Origin of the sequence: Amycolatopsis silviterrae (assembly GCF_042684085.1) — a bacterium.
Classification (GTDB): Bacteria; Actinomycetota; Actinomycetes; order Mycobacteriales; family Pseudonocardiaceae; genus Amycolatopsis; species Amycolatopsis silviterrae.
Genome location: NZ_JBHUKS010000006.1, coordinates 20,568 through 39,344, shown reverse-complemented (window position 1 = coordinate 39,344; position 18,777 = coordinate 20,568). Strand labels below are relative to the sequence as shown.

General features: G+C 71.5%; 21 protein-coding genes. 10 read left to right on the top strand and 11 right to left on the bottom strand.

The window, feature by feature from the left end; translation table 11 throughout:
• The first annotated feature begins 1 nt into the window (after nt 1).
• Nucleotides 2–634, top strand: a complete 633-nt coding sequence (locus ACFSVL_RS09475; RefSeq protein WP_378302508.1) for an HAD family hydrolase — start codon at nt 2–4, stop codon at nt 632–634.
• Here the strand turns inward: ACFSVL_RS09475 and ACFSVL_RS09470 are convergent.
• Both ACFSVL_RS09470 and ACFSVL_RS09465 read right to left on the bottom strand, forming a co-directional pair.
• A complete protein-coding gene (locus ACFSVL_RS09470; RefSeq protein WP_378302506.1) occupies nt 609–929 on the bottom strand; it encodes an NIPSNAP family protein in 321 nt (106 codons plus the stop codon). The two genes, ACFSVL_RS09475 and ACFSVL_RS09470, sit on opposite strands and share 26 nt — an antisense overlap.
• Before the next feature lie 7 nt (nt 930–936).
• A complete protein-coding gene (locus ACFSVL_RS09465) occupies nt 937–1,887 on the bottom strand; it encodes an NADP-dependent oxidoreductase (protein WP_378303161.1) in 951 nt (316 codons plus the stop codon).
• Between the two features lie 115 nt (nt 1,888–2,002).
• Between ACFSVL_RS09465 and ACFSVL_RS09460 the strand changes: the two genes are divergently transcribed.
• Nucleotides 2,003–2,983 (top strand): GlxA family transcriptional regulator, encoded by a 981-nt coding sequence (locus ACFSVL_RS09460; protein ID WP_378302504.1) that lies wholly within the window; start codon nt 2,003–2,005, stop codon nt 2,981–2,983.
• 3 nt (nt 2,984–2,986) lie between these two features.
• Here the strand turns inward: ACFSVL_RS09460 and ACFSVL_RS09455 are convergent, their stop codons facing one another.
• Nucleotides 2,987–3,634: a TetR/AcrR family transcriptional regulator gene (locus tag ACFSVL_RS09455; RefSeq protein WP_378302502.1), complete on the bottom strand. Its 648-nt coding sequence runs from the start codon at nt 3,632–3,634 to the stop codon at nt 2,987–2,989.
• 99 nt (nt 3,635–3,733) lie between these two features.
• Here ACFSVL_RS09455 and ACFSVL_RS09450 point away from each other — a divergent pair, with 99 nt between their 5' ends.
• The 6 genes from ACFSVL_RS09450 (at nt 3,734) to ACFSVL_RS09425 (ending at nt 9,801) form a co-directional block, all read left to right on the top strand.
• A complete protein-coding gene (locus ACFSVL_RS09450) occupies nt 3,734–5,203 on the top strand; it encodes an FAD-dependent monooxygenase (protein ID WP_378302500.1) in 1,470 nt (489 codons plus the stop codon).
• Nucleotides 5,200–5,595 carry a RidA family protein gene (locus tag ACFSVL_RS09445; RefSeq protein WP_378302498.1) on the top strand — a complete coding sequence of 132 codons (396 nt, stop codon included), beginning with the start codon at nt 5,200–5,202 and terminating at the stop codon, nt 5,593–5,595. The genes ACFSVL_RS09450 and ACFSVL_RS09445 overlap by 4 nt, the downstream gene beginning before the upstream one ends.
• The gene (locus ACFSVL_RS09440; protein ID WP_378302496.1) at nt 5,592–6,215 is read left to right on the top strand and encodes an alpha/beta fold hydrolase; all 624 of its coding nucleotides are present in this window, start codon (nt 5,592–5,594) and stop codon (nt 6,213–6,215) included. The genes ACFSVL_RS09445 and ACFSVL_RS09440 overlap by 4 nt, the downstream gene beginning before the upstream one ends.
• A gap of 289 nt (nt 6,216–6,504) precedes the next feature.
• Nucleotides 6,505–8,109, top strand: coding sequence for a M4 family metallopeptidase (locus ACFSVL_RS09435; RefSeq protein WP_449224368.1), 1,605 nt, complete (start codon nt 6,505–6,507; stop codon nt 8,107–8,109).
• 76 nt (nt 8,110–8,185) lie between these two features.
• Nucleotides 8,186–9,148, top strand: a complete 963-nt coding sequence (locus ACFSVL_RS09430) for a M28 family metallopeptidase (protein WP_378302494.1) — start codon at nt 8,186–8,188, stop codon at nt 9,146–9,148.
• A gap of 164 nt (nt 9,149–9,312) precedes the next feature.
• Entirely contained in the window at nt 9,313–9,801 is a 489-nt protein-coding gene (locus ACFSVL_RS09425; protein WP_378302493.1) for a beta-class carbonic anhydrase, read from the top strand.
• Here the strand turns inward: ACFSVL_RS09425 and ACFSVL_RS09420 are convergent.
• The 7 genes from ACFSVL_RS09420 to ACFSVL_RS09390 all read right to left on the bottom strand — a co-directional run bounded on the left by ACFSVL_RS09420 (nt 9,798) and on the right by ACFSVL_RS09390 (nt 15,885).
• Nucleotides 9,798–10,970 carry an ROK family transcriptional regulator gene (locus ACFSVL_RS09420; RefSeq protein WP_378302491.1) on the bottom strand — a complete coding sequence of 391 codons (1,173 nt, stop codon included), beginning with the start codon at nt 10,968–10,970 and terminating at the stop codon, nt 9,798–9,800. The two genes, ACFSVL_RS09425 and ACFSVL_RS09420, sit on opposite strands and share 4 nt — an antisense overlap.
• Nucleotides 10,971–11,110: 140 nt before the next feature.
• The gene (locus ACFSVL_RS09415) at nt 11,111–11,464 is read right to left on the bottom strand and encodes a 4Fe-4S dicluster domain-containing protein (RefSeq protein WP_378302489.1); all 354 of its coding nucleotides are present in this window, start codon (nt 11,462–11,464) and stop codon (nt 11,111–11,113) included.
• Nucleotides 11,461–13,044, bottom strand: a complete 1,584-nt coding sequence (locus ACFSVL_RS09410) for an FAD-dependent oxidoreductase (RefSeq protein ID WP_378302487.1) — start codon at nt 13,042–13,044, stop codon at nt 11,461–11,463. The genes ACFSVL_RS09415 and ACFSVL_RS09410 overlap by 4 nt, the downstream gene beginning before the upstream one ends.
• Nucleotides 13,044–13,883, bottom strand: coding sequence for an ABC transporter permease (locus ACFSVL_RS09405; protein ID WP_378302485.1), 840 nt, complete (start codon nt 13,881–13,883; stop codon nt 13,044–13,046). Before ACFSVL_RS09405 ends, ACFSVL_RS09410 begins: the two co-directional genes overlap by 1 nt.
• Nucleotides 13,880–14,698 carry an ABC transporter ATP-binding protein gene (locus ACFSVL_RS09400; protein WP_378302483.1) on the bottom strand — a complete coding sequence of 273 codons (819 nt, stop codon included), beginning with the start codon at nt 14,696–14,698 and terminating at the stop codon, nt 13,880–13,882. The genes ACFSVL_RS09405 and ACFSVL_RS09400 overlap by 4 nt, the downstream gene beginning before the upstream one ends.
• On the bottom strand, nt 14,698–15,516 hold the full coding sequence (locus tag ACFSVL_RS09395) for an ABC transporter substrate-binding protein (protein ID WP_378302481.1): 819 nt from the start codon (nt 15,514–15,516) through the stop codon (nt 14,698–14,700). Before ACFSVL_RS09395 ends, ACFSVL_RS09400 begins: the two co-directional genes overlap by 1 nt.
• Nucleotides 15,517–15,801: 285 nt before the next feature.
• Entirely contained in the window at nt 15,802–15,885 is an 84-nt protein-coding gene (locus tag ACFSVL_RS09390; RefSeq protein ID WP_378303159.1) for a putative leader peptide, read from the bottom strand.
• A 174-nt stretch (nt 15,886–16,059) separates the two neighbouring features.
• Between ACFSVL_RS09390 and ACFSVL_RS09385 the strand changes: the two genes are divergently transcribed.
• Nucleotides 16,060–16,983, top strand: coding sequence for a TauD/TfdA dioxygenase family protein (locus ACFSVL_RS09385; RefSeq protein WP_378302480.1), 924 nt, complete (start codon nt 16,060–16,062; stop codon nt 16,981–16,983).
• Nucleotides 16,984–16,996: 13 nt separating this feature from the next.
• Here the strand turns inward: ACFSVL_RS09385 and ACFSVL_RS09380 are convergent, their stop codons facing one another.
• Nucleotides 16,997–17,938, bottom strand: a complete 942-nt coding sequence (locus tag ACFSVL_RS09380; RefSeq protein ID WP_378302478.1) for an amidohydrolase family protein — start codon at nt 17,936–17,938, stop codon at nt 16,997–16,999.
• Between the two features lie 74 nt (nt 17,939–18,012).
• Here ACFSVL_RS09380 and ACFSVL_RS09375 point away from each other — a divergent pair, with 74 nt between their 5' ends.
• Entirely contained in the window at nt 18,013–18,774 is a 762-nt protein-coding gene (locus tag ACFSVL_RS09375) for a helix-turn-helix domain-containing protein (RefSeq protein WP_378302476.1), read from the top strand.
• Nucleotides 18,775–18,777 lie beyond the last annotated feature (3 nt).

The following is an 18,777-nucleotide window of genomic DNA, read 5'->3' as shown; positions in this document are numbered from 1 at the left end:
CATGTTCGCCGCAGCCTTGTTCGACCTCGACGGAACGCTGGTCGACACCGAACCCCGGAGCCAGGCCGCATGGCGCCGGTTGTTCAGCCAGCACGGCGTGGCCTTGGCCGGACCGCTGCTCGCGTCGTTCGCCGGACGCCCGGGCAAGACCGTCCTGGCCGAAAACCTCCACCTGTTCCCCGGCGACGCCACGGTGGACGACCTGTTCGCCGAGGCGATGTCGTACGCGACCAGCGCGGCCGAACCGATGCCCGGAGCCGTCGAGCTGGTGCAGGCGCTGCACGAACTCGGCTGGCCGATCGGAGTCGTCACCTCGGGCACCCGCGATTACGCCAACGCCGAACTGACCGCGCTCGGCGTGCGGCCCTTGTTCGAAACGGTCATCACCGCCGAAGATGTCTCCCGCGGCAAGCCTGACCCGGAGGGTTATCTCCTCGGCTGCACCCGGCTGGGCGCCGAGCCTGCCCGGACCGTCGTGTTCGAGGACGCCCCCGCCGGGATCGAAGCCGCGAAAGCCGCGGGGACGTTCTGCGTCGCGATCGGCGCGGACAGCTCGGCCGCCGATCTGGCGGTCGCCGATTGGACCAGGGTGCGGCCGCCGTTCTCCTTTACTGCAACGGAGAAGCCGGAGTAGGCACCACGCGAGTGACGACCGTCTTCTCCGGGATCAGCAAGCCCCGGACCGCCGGCCCGATCTCGTTCTCCCAGCGATCATGCCGATAGACGGCCGCGTAGAGAGCCTCGCTCTGCGCCTCGTCCTCGAACCGGCGGATCCACACGTAGCCGTCCTCGTGTTCGGCGTCGACGAAGGAAGCGGTCACGTCCATGCCCAGCGAAGCCTGGAACGGGATGACCACGTCCTCCATGTACCGCACCCACTCCGCACGGCGCCCAGGCCGGGCCTGGTAATGCCTGATCTCGTAGTACACGGCAGGCTCAGTCCGTCAGGGTGAGGACGAGCTTGCCGCGCGTACGCCCCGCCGCTCCCCGGGCATGGGCCGCAGCCGCGTGCTCGAGCGGGAAGGTTTCCGCCACCTCGACGGCGACCTGCCCGCCGTCGATCAAGCCCGCGATCGTGGCCAGCGCGGGGCCGTCCGGTTCGACCAGGAACGCGGTCGCCCGCACGCCGGCCGCCTCGGCCGCCCGCGCCAGTTCCGGGGAGACCCCGGACGGGACGGCGACCAGCAACCCGCCGGGGCGCAGGACTTTCAGCGACCGGGTACTGGTCTGGTCGTGCTCGTCGCCCACCAGGTCGAGCACGACGTCGACCTCCGCGGCGGCCTCCTCGAACCGGGTGGCGGTGTAGTCGATCGTCTCGTCGGCACCGAGGTCCTTGAGCCACTGGTGCCGCGCCGCGCTGGCGGTGGCGATTACGTGGGCGCCGAGATGCCGGGCGAACTGGACCGCGAAGTGGCCCACCCCGCCGGCCGCCGCCGTGATCAGGACACGTTGCCCGGGCCGCACGCGGGCGGTGTCGACCAGGGCTTGCCAAGCGGTCAGCGCCGCCAGCGGCACGGCGGCCGCGTGCATGTGGTCGAGGGTGGCGGGCTTGCGGGCCCACTGCCGGGCCGGGGCCGTGACGTACTCGGCGTAACCGCCGGCCGCATGCGGGAACCGCGGCATCGAGTACACCTCGTCGCCGGGCGCGAGCGTGGTGACGCCGAAGCCGACCTCCTCGACGACCCCGGAGACGTCCCAGCCCAGGATCAGCGGGAACGTCTGCAGCCCGGCCATTCCGCGGCCCTCGCGGGTTTTCCAGTCCACCGGGTTGACCCCGGCGGCGCGGACCCGCACCAGCACCTCGGTCGGCAGCGGCTCGGGGCGCGCGGCCTCCTCGGCGGCCAGCACCTCCGGCCCGCCGAATTCCCGCACGGTGACTGCCCGCATCGTGTGCTCGCTCATGCTCTCCTCAATCAGGTTCTCCAGCCGTGAAGACCAGCGTGACGGAGGCGCGCGAGGCGGAGTGAGTGGCCGGAAGGACATCTAACGTACTATTCCAGCCATGCCGCATCGCGTTGTCGTGCTCGCCCTCGACGGGGTCCTGCCGCTGGACCTCGGCATCCCGGCCCGGGTGTTCAACGAGGCGTGCGCCCCGGACGGCACCCGGTTCTACTCCGTCCGCACCTGCTCGCTCGGCGGCCGCCCGGTGCGCACGCACGAGGACTACCGGATCGTCGTCGAGCACGACGAGTCGGCGCTGGAGACCGCGGACACCGTCGTGCTCGCCACCCAGGAGCCCACCGAAACCCTGCTGGAGACCGGTGTTCTCCCCCGGGAAGTCGCCGCCGCGCTGGACCGGATCCGGCCGGAGGCCCGCATCGTCAGCCTGTGCACCTCGGCCTTCCTGCTCGCGGCGGCCGGCTTGCTGGACGGCCTGCGGGCCACCACGCACTGGGCGCTGTGCGACGCGCTGGCCCGGCGCTTCCCCGGCGTCGAAGTCGATCCGGACGTGCTGTTCGTCGACAACGGCCGCATCCTGACCTCCGCCGGCGGCGCGGCGGGGATGGACCTGTGCCTGCACCTGGTCCGGCTCGACCACGGAGCGGCGGTGGCGTCGGCGGCCGCGCGGCGTTGTGTGGTCGCGCCGTGGCGGGAAGGCGGGCAGGCGCAGTTCATCGAGCACCCGGTTCCGCGGGACACCGACCGTTCCACGTCGACGACCCGGCAGTGGGCGCTGGACCGGCTGGCCGAGCCGATCACCCTCGACGACCTGGCCCGGCACGCGCACATGAGCGCGCGCACGTTCACCCGGCGGTTCCGCGGCGAGGTGGGCAGCAGTCCGCTGAAATGGCTGGCACAGCAACGGCTCTCGCACGCCCGGCTGCTGCTGGAATCCACCGGCCTGCCAGTCGCGCGGATCGCCGCGGCCTGCGGTTTCGGGGACCCAGTCGCGCTGCGGAAGCACTTCCACGCCCACCTCGGCATGTCACCGCTCGCCTACCGCCGCGCACACAACGCACCCGAGCCGGTGCCGACGCACTGACCGTCAGGAAAGCTCCGCCGTGAGCAGCCGCAGCCCCTGCTCGAACAGCTCAGCGAGGTCCGTTCCGGTCAACTGCTCCTGGGCCTCGGCGAGCCGCGGGTACTCGCCGTCGCGGATCGCCTTGCGGAGAGTTTCGATGTCGGCGGGCAGGTCCGGGCCGGACTGAAGCGCCGCCTGTTCCTCAAGGACATGGCCGGTCGCGAAGTGCAGGATCAGCAACGCAGTCCGGGTCGCCGCCGTGGCGTCGAGCCCCGCATCCCGCAAAGCGCCGTTGAGGGCCTCGGCGAATCCGAGGGTGTTCGGCCCGATCGAGTGCGTGCCCGCGTACACCCGCGCTCCGTCCCGATAGGACAGCAGCGCGGTGCGCAGACTCCGAGCCAGCGCCCACACCCGTTCCAGCGGCTGCGCAACGCCTTCGGCCGCGTCCCGGCAACCTTTCAGCATCTCCTCGGCCATGGCGGTCAGCAAAGCCCGTTTGGTCGGGAAGTAGCCGTAGAGCGTCCCCACCTGGACGCCGACCGCGGTGGCCAGCTTCCGCATGGTGAGCGCGTCGAGGCCGGTTTCGCCGAGCAGCCGGAGCGCGGCGGCGGTGACGTCGGCCCGGTCGGCGGCGGGCGGCCGTCCTCGGGCGCGGGGCTGGTGCTCGGTCATGTCCCGGCGAGCCTATCAGCGTGTTTGACAGCTTCGCGCTTCATCCGGACACTGGCCTCAAGGATTAAATGAACGTTGTTCGGAAATAAAGGAGACACTGTGGACACCGATGTGGTGATCAGCGGAGCGGGCCCGACCGGCTTGCTGCTCGGCGCCGAACTCGCGCTCGCCGGAGTGCGCGTGCGGATCCTCGAACGGCAGAAGACGCGGCACGAGCAGTCCCGCGCGCTGACCTTGCATCCCCGCAGCATCGAGATCCTCGAGCTGCGCGGCATCGCCGACCGGTTCCTCTCGCTCGGCCGCACCGTCCCGGGCTGGCATTTCGCCGGCCTGTCCCGGCAGCTGGACTTCTCCGCGCTGGAGAGCCGCCACGGCTACACGCTTTTCCTGGAGCAGGCTCGCACCGAGCGGCTGCTGGAAGAACGCGCGCGGGAACTCGGCGTCGAAATCTCCTACGGCCACGAAGTCGTTGCGCTGGCCCAAGACAGCGACGGGGTCGACGTCGAGGGCACCGGTCCCGACGGGGATTTCCGGCTCCGCGCCGCGTATCTCGCCGGCTGCGACGGCGGCCGGAGCGAGGTCCGGGAGTCGGCGGGCATCGGGTTCCCGGGATCGGACGGCACGATGAGCGCGATGCTCGGCGACTTCGCCGTCGTCGACCAGGACGAGCTCGCCGCGGCCGAGCGGGGCTCGGCGCTGATCGTCCCGCTGACCAGCGGCCTGACCCGGTTCGTGCTCACCGATCCGAAGCGCATGCGCGTCCCGGCGACGGAACCGGTGACCTTCGCCGAGTTCCGCGAAGCGCTGACGGAATCGGCGGGCACGTCCTTCGGAATCGCGGAACCGCGCTGGCTGTCGCGCTTCGGCAACGCGACCCGGCTGGCGGAGTCTTACCGGAAGGGCCGGGTCTTCCTCGCGGGCGACGCGGCACACATCCACTTTCCCGCTGCGGGACAAGGCCTCAACACCGGCCTGCAGGACGCGATGAACCTCGGCTGGAAGCTCGCCGCCGAGATCAACGGCTGGGCGCCGCCGGGCCTGCTCGACACCTACCACGCGGAGCGTCATCCGGTGGGACAACTCGTCACCGACAACACCCAGGCCCAAACCCTGCTGCTCGAACTCACCCTCGTGCCCGACTACCAGCGCCCGGTGCACGCACTGCGCGAACTGCTCGATTCGCTCCTGGACATCCCCGAGGCCAACGCCCGGCTCGCCGGTCTCGTGTCCGCGCTGTCGACGTCCTATCCGGCGCCGGGCGACCCGCTCCTCGGCACCCGCATGCCCGACCTGCCGCTCGGCTCGGCGAGAGTCTCGGAATTGGTGCACCGCGGCACATTCGGCTACGTCGACTTCACCGGCGACAGCACGGCACAGGTCACCGAAGGCTGGCCGAACCGCATCATCGCGGCCACCGGAAGCAAGCACACCTGGACAGATGACGTCGCCGAAGCGCTCGTCCGGCCGGACGGCCACCTCGCGTGGGTCCGCCGCGAAAGCGACCCGCCGGACGCCGCCGCCCGGGAAGCCGCGATCACCGCCTGGGCCGGAGCGGCGGCACGGCGATGACCGACTACCTGACCCCGGCCGGTCTCCATCACCTCCCCGGAGCCTTCACCCCCGTCGTGCGCCTCCCCGAAACCGGCCTCGTTTTCCTTTCCGGGCAAGTGGCTTGGGACGAACACGGGAACCTGCGCGGCACCGACCACGCGACCCAGACACGGCAGATCGCGCGAAACCTCGACCTCGCGCTCGCGGCCGCCGGATGCGGACGCGAGGACATCGTCAAGGAAACCGTGTACGTCGTGGATTACCGTCCCGAGCTGATCTCCGAACTCTTCGCCGCCCTGCGCGAAGGGGTGCCCGCGCCGCCGGCGAGCACCTTGGTCGGGGTCGCCGCGCTGTTCGATCCGCGGGTGCTGGTGGAGGTCGACGTCGTCGCGAAAGTCCCTGCGCGGTGAGCCATTACGTCCTGGTGCACGGTTCGTGGTGCGGCGGCTGGGTGTGGGACCGGGTCTCGGCGCGGTTGTCCGAGCAGGGGCACACGGTCGTCGCGCCCACCCTCACCGGCGCTGGCCTCAGGCAGCACATCGACGAAGTCGGCCAGCTGATCGAAACCGGGACGATCCTGGCCGGCCACAGCTACGGGGGCATGGTCGTCGCCGGGGTCGCGGACGCGTGCCCGGGGCAGGTCCGCGAAACGGTCTACCTCGACGCTTTCCTGCCCTTCCCCGGCGAATCCGCGTTCGACCTGATGCCGGTGCTGCGGCGGCCGTTCGCCGAGGCGGCGTCCCGCGATCCGGCGGGCAGGACCGTGCCGCCGTTCGGGCTCGCCGCGCTCGGATTCACCGACCCCGAAGCGGTTTCCCGGCTGCGGCCGATCTGCATGGCCACCCACGAGGAACCCTTGCCCCCGGCCAGGAACGGCGAGCGGCCGCCGAGCCGCTGCGTGCTCTTCGGCGACCGCTCCCCCTTCGCCCCGATGGCCGTCCGCGCCCGGGCGCGCCGGACGGTCCGGACCGGCCACTTAGGACTGTGGACCGCGCCCGCCGAGGTGTGCGCGGCGGTCACCGGGAGCTGACGGTCCGAGGCCGCGGCCGGCGCCCGGGCCATCCGACATTCGGACTGCACCCGGGACATTCCCTACGAAAGTCGCTCCGGCGCCGAACCAGCACAGATTCCCAGCGCTGGCAGGACTTACACGAATTGCCCGGCGAATCCGGAACGTGCCGTTAGTCCGTTCGGCGCATTGACGCCCCGAAGTGCTGATCCTTTACTCGGACGGGTCCGGCCGCCTACCCACCGTGAGCGACCGGACACGTTCTCCTCCCCGCTCCCCATCGTTCTGCCTTCATGGAAGGAAGACCTCGATGCCCCCTCGCGGATTCACGACGGGCCTGGCGGCCGCCGCCGGTCTCGCCATGACGCTCACGCTCCCGGCGGCCCCGGCCGGAGCGACCCCCGCCGCGCCGCCCGTCTCCCCGGACGTCGCCGCCGCCAAGGCCGCCGACCAGGCGGTCGCCTCCGGGCTCGCCGCGTTCGGCCGCGGCCCCGCCGAAGCCTTCCGGCGCGTCGGCTTCACCGCGGGCGGCGGCGGGCTCTACTACGGCGCCTACGAACGCACCTACCAGGGCCTGCGCGTCGTCGGCGGGGACGCGGTCGTCGTCGCGGACGGAGCCGGGAACGTCCGCGGCACGAGCGCCGCGGAGACCTCGCCGATCGCCGTCGGGACGCAAGCCGTCCTCGACGCCGCGAAAGCCGCCGAAACCGCGCGCGCCCAGCTGTCCACTGTGGACAGCGTGAGCACGCCGGAGAAGGTGGTGCTGGCCGGGGCGAATCCGAAGCTGGCCTACGAGGTCGTCGTCGCCGGGCGCACCGCCACGGCACCGAGCAACCTGCACGTGTTCGTCGACGCCGCCACCGGCGCGGTGCTCGACAAGCGGGACGACGTCAAGACGTTCGGCTCCGGGGCGAAGACCGAGGCCCAGCCGGCCGCGGTGAACGCGGCGGGCACCGGCAACAGCTACTACGTCGGCACCGTCTCCATCGACACGACGCAGTCCGGCTCCACCTACAGCATGCGCGACCCCGGCCGCCCGGGCCTCAGCTGCGGCCGCGAGAACGGGTCTGTCTACAGCGGACCGGACAACAGCTGGGGCAACGGCAGCGGCACGGACCTCGAAACCGGCTGCGTCGACACCCTCTACAGCGTGCAGACCGAGTGGAACATGCTGAAGGACTGGCTGGGCCGCAACGGCATCAACGGCAGCGGCCGCGGCTTCCCGGCGTCGGTCGGCCTGAACGCCGTCAACGCCTACTGGAACGGCTCTTCGACGCACTTCGGCCATTCGCAGGACAACCGCCGCCAGGCCACCTCGATGGACGTCGTGGGCCACGAATACGGCCACGGCATCTTCCAGACCACCCCGGGCGGCGCGGGTTCGGGCAACGAGAACGGCGGCTTGAACGAGTCGACCGGCGACATCTTCGGCGCGATGACCGAGTTCTACGCGAACAACGCGAAGGACAAGCCGGACTACGAGGTCGGCGAGGGCGTCAACCTCGTCGGCCGGGGCCCGATCCGCTACATGTACAACCCGTCGAAGGTCGGCGACCCGAACTGCTACTCGTCGTCGATCCCCAGCACCGAGGTGCACGCCGCGGCCGGCCCGCAGAACCACTGGTTCTACCTGCTCGCCGAGGGCTCGAACCCGACCAACGGCCAGCCGGCCAGCCCGACCTGCAACAACAGCAGCGTCACCGGGCTCGGCATCCAGAAGGCCGCCAAGATCTTCTACAACGGCCTGCTGAAGAAGACCTCGTCGTGGAACCACAGGGCGGCCCGCAAGGCGACGCTCGAGGCGGCGATCTCGCTCTTCCCGGGCAGCTGCACCGAATTCAACGCCGCCAAGGCCGCGTGGAACGCGGTCTCCGTGCCCGCCGTCTCCGGTGAGCCGACCTGCACCACGCGCTGACCGGCGCGGCCGGGTCCCGGCGACGGGGCCCGGCCGCACCCCTCTCCCCGCCCCCGAACAAGAGGAATCCACCGCTATGAAATGGAAGACCAGACTCGGCGCCGGGGTCACCGCCCTCGTCGCCGTCCTGAGCGCCGTCAACGGGCCCGCGGCCACCGCCGCGCCCTCGCCGGCGCTCGCCGCGCCGGACATCTCGCTGGCCAACATCAAGACCCACCTCAACCAGTTCCAGACCATCGCCCGCAACAACGGCGGCACCCGGTCGCCGCGCGGCGGCGGTTACGCGGCGTCGGTGTCCTATGTGGAGGGTCTGCTCAAGGCGGCGGGCTACACCACGACGCGGCAGACGTGCACGAGCTGCCTCGGCCGTTCGCAGAACCTGATCGCCGAATGGCCGCAGGGCGACGCGAACCAGGTCCTCATGCTCGGCGCGCACCTCGACTCGGTGAGCGCGGGCCCCGGCATCAACGACAACGGGTCCGGCAGCGGGTCGATCCTGGAGGTCGCGCTGACGCTGGCCCGCACCAACCCGGCGATGGCCAAGCGCGTCCGGTTCGCCTGGTGGGCCGACGAGGAATCCGGCCTGGTCGGCTCGCGCCACTACGTGAGCACCCTGTCGAGCACCGAGCGGGCGAAGATCAAGACCTACCTCAACTTCGACATGATCGGCTCGAAGAACTGGGGCTACTTCGTCTACGACGACGTCGCTTCGGTCAAGGCGGTCTTCGACGAGTACTTCGCCTCGATCGGCATCCAGACCGAGGGCGACAGCGAGGGCGACGGCCGGTCCGACCACGCGTCGTTCAAGCGCGTGGGCATCCCGGTCGGCGGCCTCGCGACCGGGGCCGGCGACATCAAGAGCTACCAGCAGGCCCAGAAGTGGGGCGGCACCGCGGGCGCGGCGTTCGACAACTGCTACCACCGCGCCTGCGACACGACCGCGAACATCCCCGACACCCCGCTGGAGAAGAACTCCGACGCGATCGGGTACGCGGTGTGGAAGCTGGCCGTCGCGAACCCCGTAGCGGTGCGGAACTGAACCCCAGCTGGGAAACCCGCACCTGAGCCTGGCCGAACGCTCCAGGCCGCCCGCCCGGCGGTCTGGAGCGTTTGCCTTGCCGCGCCCAGGTGGTGGACGCCCTTGCCTCCCGGGACGGGGAGCGGTGCACTCGGCCGGTCCACTCCTCTCGCGGAAGGATCGCCATGTCCGTCACCGACGAGCTGCTGGCCAACAACGCCGAGTACGCCGCGAGTTTCACCGGCCCGCTTCCCCTGCCGCCCGCGAAGCACGTCGCCGTGCTCGCCTGCATGGACGCGCGCCTGAACGTCTACGGCGTCCTCGGCCTCGAAGAAGGCGACGCCCACGTCATCCGCAACGCGGGCGGTGTAGTCACCGAGGACGAGATCCGTTCCCTCGCCATCAGCCAGCGACTGCTCGGCACCACGGAAATCATCCTGATCCACCACACCGACTGCGGCATGCTCACCTTCACCGACGACGAATTCCGGACCTCGATCCGGCGGGACACCGGGGTCAAGCCCGCCTGGTCCTCCGAAGCGTTCCCGGACGTCGAGGACGACGTCCGCCAGTCCCTCGCCCGGATCCGCACCAGCCCGTTCATTCCGCACCGGGATTCGGTCCGCGGTTTCGTTTTCGACGTCGCCACCGGGAAGCTCAACGAAGTCCGCTAACCGGCGAGCCGGCCGGCCAGCGCGTGCGGGTCGGCGTAGAGCGCGTCCAGCTGCACCGCCCCGGCCGCGACGCCGAGCAGGTCCCGGCCGGGGAAACTCGCCGGGAGCACCCGCTTCGCCGCCTCGACTCGCCCGCGCGACCGGGCCGCGACCTCCGCGCGCACGGCGGCCAGGCAGGCGGGCAGCTCGGCGATCCCCGGCTCCGCGACCACCAGCACCTCGGGGTTGACCACGTCGAACAGCAACGCCGCCGCGCGGCCGATCGTGCGGGCGCGGCCGAGCAGGACGTCGAGCGCGACCGGGTCCCCGGCCCCGGCCGCGCCGACGACGTCCACAATGGACTGCCGCCCGGCGCGAGCGGTGACCGCCCACTCGGCGGCGTCGGCTTCGAAGCACCCGGACCGGCCGCAGGCACACCGCGTGCCCGGCGCGCCGAGCGGAAGATGCGCGACGGTGCCCGCGGCCGACCCCGGACCCCGGTACAACCGGCCGCCGGACACTATCGCCGCATCGACCACGTTGCCGACGAACAGCTGCGCCAGCGACCCGCACCCGCGCGCGGCGCCGAACATCGCCTCCGCCGAGGCCAGCGCGCGGGCGTGGCCATCGACCCGGGTGGGCAGCCCGGACAGCTCCGCCAGCACCGGCCCGGCGGGCACGTCGTACCAGCCGAGCGAGGAATGCTCGACGATCACGCCGGTGTCCGGGTCGACCCAGCCGCCGCAGGCGACGCCGAGCCCGACCGGGATCCGGCCCCGGTGCCGCTGCCGGAACTCCCGCAGCCGCGCCGCCGCCCCGGACAGGACCTGCTCCGGCCCGCCGCCCGGATGCGGCACCCGTTCCGACGCCAGGACACGGCCGCGCAGGTCCAGCACGGCCACCGTCGCGAACTCGTGGGCGATGTGCACGCCGAACACCGCGTGCCGGGCGGCGGCGATGTCGAGTTCGGTCCGGGGCCGCCCGGCCGTGCGGCGGTCCAGCGGCCTTTCCGCCGGACGGGCGGAGAGCAGGCCGAGATCGGCGAGGCTCGCGCACTGGCGGCTCACCCCGGCCGGGCTGATTCCGGTGAGTTCGGCGATCGCGTCGCGGGCCAGGGGACCGTGCGCGAGGACGGCGCGGAGGACAGCCGCCGCGGCGGTGCGGCTCGCCGTGAGAACACTCGTCGTCATCGCTCCGCTCCCGCCTGTTCAGGTCCGTGCCGGGGACTTGAGCTGCGCGGTCCCTGGCCAGATCCGGAAGTCTGTGAGGGGAACCCTGAGGGACTCAGAGTCCGTGAAGGTGGCCCTCACGGACCGCATTCAGCCACGGGTCAGCTGGTGATCGGGTCCGCGCCGGGGCGCAGCGGCGGCCCGATCGCGCGGCTGGACGCCGGTACCCGGCCTTTCCCCCACCCGATCCGCTCCCGATAACTGCCCAGCAACCCGCCGACCGCCAGCAGATCCGCGTCCTTCGCCGCCGCCCCGTCCGGTTCCGGCGTGGTGCGGGGCGAGACGAACAGCGCGTCGGCCGGGCAGTTCGCCTCGCACTGGAAGCACGTCTGGCAGTCGTCGTGCCTGCTGATCACCGGGATGCCGTCGGCACCGCGTTCGAACACGTTGGTCGGGCAGACCGCGATGCACTTGTCGCAAGCGATGCAGCGCTGCGCGGACACCAGTTCGATCAAGACGCCGCCTCCGCTTCGGTGACTGTCCTTTCCGGACGGACCCACACTGTGTCCAGCCCGCCGGTGTGCAGCCGATGCCGCTGAGCCGGGTCCGGAGAAGGGAAATCGAGCCGTTTCGCCATCCCCCGGGTCTCGGTGCGGGCGAGCGCCGAACGGTACATCCACCGTGCGTGCGCGGCCATCGCCGCCGCCTGGCGGGTGCGGACGGACAGTTCGCCGGTGCCGCCCAGCGACGCGCGCAGCGTCGTCCAGACGTCGTCGAGCGAGGCCAGCGCCGGGGTCAGCACCTTTCCGTGCCGCAGGTAGTTCTTGTCGTAGGGCAGCACTTCGCGCTGGACCGCGGCGATCACCTCGCGGTGGTCGCCGCCGCCGGGGCCGCCCGGCCGGAGCCCGGCCTCGCCGAGCGCGAGCGTCCGGCGGCTTCCCGCGCGGGAGCCCAGCGACCGGGCGTAGCGGGCGGCGCCCCGCCCGGCCCAGGTGCCCGAGGAAATCGCCCAGGCGGCGTTGTGGCTGCCCCCGCCGGTGAAACCGCCGCAGATCAGTTCGCGGGTGGCCGCGTCGCCCGCCGCGTACAGGCCGGGGACGGTGGTCGCGCAGTCGTCCGAGACGATCCGGATGCCGCCGGTCCCGCGGACCGTGCCTTCGGCGATCAGGGTGATCGGGAACTTCTCGGCGAAGGGGTCGATCCCCATCCGGTCGAAGGCGAGGAAGAAGTTCGGCTGGGCCAGCCGCATCGCCGCGCGCGCCTGTTCGTCGGCCCGGTCCAGGCGGCAGAACACCCTGCCGCGCAGCAGTTCCCGCGCGATCGGCGAACGCCGGACCCCGCTGGCGCCCTCCAGCACGCTGCCGTCGGCCCGGAAGAAGGTGGCGAAGTGGTAGAACGCCGTCTTGGTGACCGAGGTGCCTTCGGGCGCGATGCCATAGGCGTTGGAGAACTCCATGCCGGACAGCTCGGCACCGGCTTCGGCGGCGAACAGCGCGCCGTCCCCGGTGTTGACGTCGCAGCCCAGCGCCTTCGACAGGAACGCGCACCCGCCGGTGGCCAGCACGACCGCGCCGGCGCGCACCCGGTAGGGCTGCCTGCCCTGCCGCTGGTAGCCCGCCGCGCCCGCCACCGCGCCGGACGGATCGGCGAGCAGTTCGGTCACCGGGCTGTGGTCGAGCACCCGCACGCCGGCGCGGCGGACGAGGATCCGCATCCGGCGCAGGTACTCCGGGCCGTGCAGCCCGTTACGGAGCTGGCGCCCGTCCGGGCCGGCCGGGAACGGGAAGCGGGCGGCGACCGCGAGTTCGTTGACCCGCTCGTAGGTCTCGTCGAGCACCCTGGCCGCCCATCGCCGGTCGGCGAGCCTGCCGCCGAGTTCCTCGCGGGAGTCCATCGCCGCCTCCCGCGCGGCCGGGTCCGGCGGCACGTACCAGACGCCGGTGCCCGCCGCGGCCGTCGCGCCGCTGGTGCCGCAGTAGCCCTTGTCCGCGAGGACGACGTCCGCGCCGTCCCGGGCCGCGTGCAGCGCCGCCCACGTCGCGGCCGGACCGCCGCCCGCCACGAACACGTCGGCCGTCAGATCGAGCGTTTCCATCAAGCGGTCCCTTCCGTGCGCCAGGACGTGAAGCGCCGTTCGACGGTCACGAGCAGCTGGTTGAACGCGACGCCCAGAACGGAGATCGCGACGATTCCCGCGTACATCTGCGGAATGGCGAAGTTGTACTGCGAGAAGTTGATCAGGTAGCCGAGCCCGGCCTTCGCGCCGACCATCTCCGCCGCGATCACGACGACGATCGCCGCCGCCCCGGCCAGCCGGATCCCGGTGAAGATCGTGGGCACGGACGCGGGCAGCACCACCTTCGCGAACAGCCGCAGCGGCGGCAGGTCCAGCGACCGGGCCAGCTTCAGCAGGGTCGGGTCGACCGACCGCACCGCGCTGATGGTGTTGAGCAGGATCGGCCAGGTGCAGGCGTAGAAGACGATGGCGATCTTCGAGGTCTCGCCGATGCCGAGGATCAGCACGAACACCGGCAGCAGCGCCAGCGCCGCGGTGTTGAGGAAAACCTGCACCAGCGGGGTCAGCACGTCCGAAACCGGTTTGTACCAGCCGATCAGCACGCCGAGCGGCACCGCGGCGGCGACCGCGAGGGCGAACCCGGCCAGCGAACGGGTCAGGCTGGCCCCGGCGTTGGCGGCGAGCTGCCCATTGCCCGCCAGGTCCGCGAGCGCGCCGAGGACGGTGTGGAACGGCGGCAGGAACACCGGGTCCACCAGGCCCGCGAGCGGGGCGATCTCCCACAGCGCGAGCAAAAGAATCAGCGCGATGCTCTTCACGAAGACCGCTCGGACCCGGGAGCGCCCGGCGCGGGGCCGGGCCGCGACGGGTTCCGCCCGCTCGGTCCTCGCGGTGTCCGGGGCAGTGGTGACGCTCATGCTCCGACCGCCTCCTTCTCCAGTTCGTGCGCCCGGGCCACCTCGTCGTGCAGCAGTTCCCAGATCGCGTGCCGGTACCGGGCGAACTCGCCGGTCGACCGCACGTCCGCGCCGTCGTCGCGCCGCGGCAGGCCGATGTCCACCACGCTTTTCACCCGGCCCGGCCGGGACGTCAGCACCACGACGCGCTCGCCCAGATAGACCGCCTCGTCGATGCTGTGGGTGATGAACAGGACGGTTTTCCCGGTGCGCCGCCAAATCCGCAGCAGCTCGTCCTGGAGCGATTCCCGGGTCTGGGCGTCCAGCGCGGCGAACGGCTCGTCCATCAGCAGCACGTCCGGGTCGTAGGCGAGGCTGCGGGCGATCGCGACGCGCTGTTTCATGCCGCCGGACAGTTCGTGCGGATGCCGGTCGGCGAACTCCAGCAGGCCGACGAGATCGAGGTACTCGCGGGCCCGCCGCGCGCGGTCGGCCCGGCGCACGCCGGTCGCCTCCAGGCCGAACTCGACGTTGCCCTGCGCGGTGCGCCACGGCAGCAGCGCGTACTGCTGGAACACGATCCCGCGGTCCCGGCCGGGGCCGCGCACCGGGACGCCGTCGAGTTCGATCCGGCCCGCGTCCGGTTCGGCGAGCCCGCCGAGGAGGTCGAGCAGGGTGGACTTCCCGCATCCGCTCGGGCCGACGACCACCGCGAACTCGCCCGCCCGGAGGTCGAGGTCGATCCCCGCGAGCGCGGTCAGCCCGCCGCCGGAACCCCGGACCGGGAAGGTCTTGCCGACTCCGGCGAACCGGATCCCGCTGTGCGCCCCGCTCATCACTGGCCTTTCGCGTACGAGTTGAACTTGTTGGCATACAGGTCGCCCGCCTTGACCGAGCCAGGGCGGATGTCCCCGCGCCCGCCCAGCCAGTCGATCCAGAGCTGCAGTTCCTTGTCGGTGATCACCCCGCCCTGGTCGGCGACGCCCCAGGACTTCCAGTACTTCAGCGGATCGGTGTCCTCGTTGCGGTTGCGGCCCTTGACGATCTTCGTGAACCGCTCCACCACCTGCTCGCGCGGCGTGGTCTTGGTCCACTCGACAGCTTTGGCCACGCCGCTGACGAACGTGCGCACGGTGTCCGGATTGCGTTCGATGAAGTCCTTTCGCAGCACGTAGGTTCCGGCGGTGAACGCGCCGAGCAGCTGGTAGTCGGTGAACAGCGGGCGGATGCCGCCGCGCGCGAGCGCCTTGTCGCGCAGGATGCCGCTCAGCACGGCTACGTCGATGTTCCCCTGGCGCAGCGACTGTTCGGTGTTGACCGGCGGCAGCGCGACCGGTTCCGCCTTGGCGATGTCCTCTTTGGACAGACCGCTGCGCTGGAGGTAGATGTCGAGCATCGCCTCGGAGTGCGCGCCGAGGGTGTTCATGCCGATCTTCTTGCCCGCCAGGTCGCGCGGGCCGCGGATCGGGCTGTTCTCCAGCACGTAGAAGCCGTTGAACTCCAGTTTGTCCACGCCGTAGTAGCCGAGCACCGAGGTGATCGGCGCCCCGGCCGCGGCGAGTTTGACGACCGCCCCGTTGAACGCGCCGCCGAAGTCCACCTGCCCGGTCGCCGCGGACTGGATGTCCTGCGGCCCGCTGATCGTGTCGCCCACCCACTGCAGCGTGACGTCGTTGAGATAGCCGAGGTCGGCGGCGAGTTCGGGCGGCGTGACCTGCCCGGCCCAGCCCTGGTAGCGCAGGGTTTTCGTGGTGCCGCCGCTCGCCGTGCCGCGGCGGCCGCGGCCGCCGCGACTCCCGCGAGGGTGAATCCCAGAAATTGCCTTCGGCTCGTGGTCACGCTGGCACGTCCTTTTTCGAAACGGGGAAAAGGGGAGCTTCTAAATCGGCAGTCTCGCGCATGCCGAGGACGGCGGACGCGATTCGCCCGCCGGGGAAGATCAGCGGGAACCGGAACAGACCGCGCTGGCCTGACGCCGGAGATCGACGTGCAGGCGGGCGGTCAGGGCCGGGTCCGGGGACATGCGGATCAGGCTGTCAGCGGGAATTCCGCCGGGCAACGACGTCCCACATCCCGGACTCCGGCCCGCTGCCCGGAATCTGGGACGAATTTGTTTCACCCTGAACGCAATCTTGCCCTCCGGGTTCCCGGGCGCCCAGTCTGGAAACCGGCCGAGCACACCGAACGGGAGCATCCGATGACCCTCACCGCCCATCCCACGCGAATCGCCGTGCACCAGACCGGCGCCCACATCGGCGCCCGGATCGACGGAGTCCGGCTCGACGGGGATCTGCCCGCCGAGACCGTCGCGCAGATCCGCGAAGCCCTGCTGGCGCACAAGGTGATCTTCTTCCGCGAACAGCATCATCTCGACGACGAAGGGCAGCAGGCGTTCGCCCGGCTGCTCGGCGGGCTCACCCAGCCGCACCCGACCGTCCGCAGCACCGGGCTGGGGAACATCCTGCCGATCGACGCCCAGCACGGAAAGGCCAACAGCTGGCATTCCGATGTCACGTTCGTCGACCGGATCCCGGCGATCAGCCTGCTGCGCGCCGTCACCATCCCCGCCTACGGCGGCAGCACGACGTGGGCGAACACCGCGGCCGCGTACGCCAAGCTGCCCCCGTCGCTCCAGGCGCTGGCGGACCGGCTCTGGGCGGTGCACACCAACGCCCACGACTACGCCGGCCGCGCCGACGAATACCGCGTCGGCGGGGTCGACGTGAAAGAACAGGCTTATCGCGACGAATTCCGTTCGCAGGTGTACGAAACCGAACATCCGGTGGTCCGGGTCCACCCGGAAACCGGCGAACGGGTGCTGCTGCTCGGGCATTTCGTCAAACGCCTGGTCGGTTTGTCGGCCACCGAATCGGCGGCGGTTTTCGAACTGCTCCAGTCCCGCGTCACCCGGTTGGAGAACACCGTGCGCTGGCAATGGGCTCCCGGCGACCTCGCGATCTGGGACAACCGCGCCACCCAGCATTACGGCGTCGCCGATTACGACGACCTTCCGCGCCGCCTGCACCGGGTGACCGTCGCGGGTGACGTGCCGGTCAGCGTGGACGGAGTGCGCAGTACCGCGCGGGCGGGCGACGCCGCGGAGTACTCACCGCTGCCCTGAATAGTCAGGGTATTCAGGGCAGCCGCGGGAAAAGCGCCCTGGCATTGCCGGAGTCGATCGCGCGGCTTTGCTCGGGAGTGAGTCCGCTTTCGGTGTCCAGGATCTCGGTGAACCGGGCGCCCACCTGTGCTGGCGCGTAAGGGAAATCGCTGCCGTACAGGATCCGCGCCGGGTCCGCGAACCGGGCGAGCGCACCGAAGGCGTACTCCCCCGACGACAACGCCGTGTCCCAGTAGAAGCTCCGGAACCGGGCCAGGAGTTCTTCCTCGGTAGGCCCAGCGGGGTTCAGCGCGGTCTGTACCAGGCAGAACCGCAAGGCTGCGTAGGGCACGAAGCCGCCCGCGTGCGACAGGATGATTCGCACGTTCGGGTACCGTTCGGTGATCCCGTGGACCACCATGTGCACCGCGTTCCGGGTGGTGTCGAACGGATAGTCGACCAGCGGCCCCGGAAGGTCGGGCAGTAGCGGGACGAGCGGGTGCGCGGGGTGGACGAACACCACCGCGCGATGGCGGTCCAGCGTCTGCCACAGCGGGGCGTACCGGTCGTCGCCCAGGTAGACGCCGTCGTAGTTCGACAGCAGCACCACGCCGTCGGCCCGCAGCGCGCCGAACGCGTGGTCGACCTCCGCCACCGCGCCCTCGACGTCGGGCAGCGGGACGGTGGCGAACAACCCGAACCGGTCCGGCCGTTCCCGCACCAGGTCGGCGGTGTATTCGTTGACCCGGCGGGCCGTCTCCCGGCGCGCCGCGCCGGACCAGCCCGTCACGCCCGGCGCGGTCAGCGACAGTACGCTCGTGGCGATGCCGTTGGCGTCCATGAATTTCAGGTGGTCGTCCGGCGTCCACGGCGGCAGGGTCCAGCCCGACGGGTCGCCGCCGTGCTGTGCGAGAGCCTCGCCCCAGAACGGAGGGACCAGGTGGGTGTGGACGTCGATGCGTTCGTGCTCGGTCATGCCCCCACCGTCCCGCGCCGGTGCTGGGCGCGGGAGGGGAAGGATCCGATCCCCCTCCCCCGGAGCCCGCGCTGATGGCGCGCGACCCGCGGCGCACACAGCTCGGGGCGTTCCTGCACGCCCGCCGCGACGAAGCCCCGCCGCCCGCCGACGCGGACCCGGGCCGCCGTCAAGTGCCCGGCCTCCGCCGTGCCGAGGTCGCCGCCCGCGCCTTCATCAGCGACGAGTACTACACGAGGATCGAGCAGGGCCGGGTCACGCCGAGCGCCGAAGTGATCCGCCGCGTCGCCGCCGTGCTCGGGCTCAGCGCCGACCAGACCCGCTACGCGCTCGATCTCCTCGCCGACCCCGGCACCCCTCCGGAGCACCCCGAACCGAGCGATCCGCTGCGCCGCCTCGTCGACCGGATGGGCGACGTCCCCGCGCTCCTCGTCGGGCCGGCCACCTTGATCCTGGCTTGGAACCCCGCCGCCGCGCGGCTGCTGACCGACTTCGGCACCGTCCCGCCGGAGCGGCGCCGGTACGTGCAGCTGCTGTTCGCCGATCCCGTGCTGCAGAGCCGCTTTCTGGACCTGGAAGCCATGCGGCGCACCGTGATCGGCATCGTGCGCGCGAGCACTCCGGGCGCGCCCGGCGGGGACTGGCTCGACGAACTGCTCCGCACCGACCGCGACTTCCAGGCCCTGTGGGAACGCAACGACGTCGTGCGGCCGCACACCCGCCTCCCCGTCCGGCTCCGGCTGCCGGACGGGACCGAGGAGACGGTGGACCAGGTCGTGCTGCAGGTCGTCGACGATCCCCACCAGCGGCTGATCGCGTTCGTCCCGGCCGGATAGCAC